At 30.7% G+C, this 2,172-nt stretch carries 4 protein-coding genes; all 4 read left to right on the forward strand.

Going from position 1 to position 2,172, the window contains the following annotated elements; translation table 11 throughout:
- On the forward strand, nucleotides 1–262 hold a 262-nt coding region (locus CD31_RS23420; RefSeq protein ID WP_036074833.1), incomplete at its 5' end, for a hypothetical protein.
- 33 nt (nucleotides 263–295) lie between these two features.
- Entirely contained in the window at nucleotides 296–505 is a 210-nt protein-coding gene (locus CD31_RS00350; RefSeq protein ID WP_036074836.1) for a hypothetical protein, read from the forward strand.
- Between the two features lie 17 nt (nucleotides 506–522).
- Entirely contained in the window at nucleotides 523–993 is a 471-nt protein-coding gene (locus CD31_RS00355; RefSeq protein ID WP_036074837.1) for an Imm30 family immunity protein, read from the forward strand.
- Nucleotides 994–1,038: 45 nt separating this feature from the next.
- The gene (locus CD31_RS00360; protein WP_036074839.1) at nucleotides 1,039–1,785 is read left to right on the forward strand and encodes a DUF4261 domain-containing protein; all 747 of its coding nucleotides are present in this window, start codon (nucleotides 1,039–1,041) and stop codon (nucleotides 1,783–1,785) included.
- Nucleotides 1,786–2,172 lie beyond the last annotated feature (387 nt).

Below are 2,172 nucleotides of genomic sequence, written 5' to 3' on the forward strand. Positions count from 1 at the left end.
AGTTGATTATGATAAAATGAAAGAACGGATTAAAGAACGATATAAAAAATTCGTAGAGGATAAGAAGCAAAATATACCACAAACTAGCGATGAATTACTTTCGAATGAGTTAAAACACGGGCATTTTGGCAAACTTCCTAATAAAACAGGTGACAATATAACAGGTCACCATATGCCTTCTAATAAATATATGCAAGAAGAGTTTGGTATTAAAACTAAAGAAAGTTATGCAATGTTCTTAGAACATCCGCATCCAGGTTAAGGGGGAAGGCATAGGAGAACCTTTACATATGGATTGAATCAAAGAACAAGACCAGAAGATTTTGATCTTTATATGTCTTTGAAGCCACGAGATGCTCTAGCATTTGATGTAAATGATTTAAGAAGAATTCTTAAAGAAGATGGATTATATAGTAAAGAAAATAAAGAAAAGTTGAAAGAATATATCGATTATTATGAAGAATATAAGCACAAGAATGTGAAAATTTTTGAAAAACCAAAGTAGCAAAGGAGTAAGTTATAATGAATTTTAAAGATCGTATTTCCATTTTACACAAAATGCGTTTTCTCGAAAATGAAGGTGACAATATTGAAGAGTTTGAAAATATTCTTAATGAATTATCATATAAAGGGACGTATGATTTAATTCCTGATCTTTGTACCATTTTTGAGGATGACATTGCAGAACCTTCGGCAGGTGATTATCTTATTGAAACAATATTTTATATTATCGAAAATTCTGGGAGGGAAGAAGGGTTTTATAAACTTGCTAGTAGTATACCTAAAATGTTGCCTCATGCAGAATTTTGGGTTGAGAGAATACATCGGACACTTTTAAACTCAGAAAATTTAATAATACCATATATCAATGTATTAGGGAATGTAAATGGTCCTACAAAAGATATGATTAAAGGAATACTTATTGAGATTAAAGAGGAAGAACCAGACTTATATTCAGAGAAGGTTAATTCAATTTTAGAAAAGTTAACTTAACATAGAAAAGTTTAAATAATATTTAGGATACTGGGTGATATTATAATGGATTTACCAAAAATTGTTTTGGGTATACCTGGATTTTGGAAAACCAGAAATGAATTTAAAGAAGCTATGATTAGAAAAGGCAACGGTTATATATATTTGGGTAACCATATTGGAAACTTTGAGAAACCTGAAGAATTCTTTGAAATCGACATTAGTGATTATAATCAGTATGTTGCAGAGGCTTTCGAAATAGCTGGGAATGGGTCATTTAGTAAAGATGATGTAAATAATCTAAAAAAGCATAACAGCATTGTGTATATTATTAGTGATGGAGGTACTTTAGAAAATGTATTAAGAATCATGGAAGTTGCAAGTGCAGTACTACACGCAGGTGGGATAGCGGTAAATGTTGAATCTTCTGGAAGAGCTTGTACAAAAAAAGATTGGCTGGACATAATAAATAGTAAAGAGATTACAAAAGTATTCACTGCTTTTATTCAAATGTCCCGTGACAACAATATTTTTTACACTACTGGTATGCATAGTTTTGGATACCCTGATGTTCTTACAACAACAGTAGGAATGGCAGCTGCGGAGATTGAGCAGTTGTTTAAGGTATTTTGTATATACAGCATTATAGAAAAACCGAAAATCAATGATGGGGAAACGTTTAGCTTAGATTTAAATTCTCCTATATTTTTATTAAAAAAAGAAAAATGTACAATGTTTGAAGAAGATGATTTATTTTTTAACCCATATGGGATTTGGAATTTAATTCGTCATCATCAACCTAAAAGCGAATGATTTTGCATGGAAATTACCAATTGAATTTCCTAATCTTTTAGGTTAACAGATGTGTTTACCAGGGATTTTAAATGCATCAACTGTAAAAAGTATTGGAAGTGATTTAATAATATTAGTTTTTGATATGAGATAAGGATCGTAACTGGGATGAAGGTTTGATTCTGGTAATGGTGATTATTTTTGTTAAGTGCGAAACAAAGTACTAAATTATCTGTGTCCCACTGTAGAAAGATTTTGAGGTTGAAGAGTATAATACAACTTTGAAGAACTGATAAAAAAATCTGCCTTCGTTTCTAATGAGCAATAAAAAAACCTTGATAGATAAATTTCTATCAAGGTTTCAGACTGTAGACAAACTCAATGAATTTTGAGTTTGCCTACAGTCTT

This window comes from Lysinibacillus boronitolerans JCM 21713 = 10a = NBRC 103108, assembly GCF_000772935.1.
GTDB classification, from domain to species: Bacteria; Bacillota; Bacilli; order Bacillales_A; family Planococcaceae; genus Lysinibacillus; species Lysinibacillus boronitolerans.

Coding starts and splice junctions, on each gene's coding strand:
- CD31_RS00355 (WP_036074837.1), top strand. CDS start 523: ATGAATTTTAAAGATCGTATTTCCATTTTACACAAAATGCGTTTTCTC.
- CD31_RS00360 (WP_036074839.1), top strand. CDS start 1,039: ATGGATTTACCAAAAATTGTTTTGGGTATACCTGGATTTTGGAAAACC.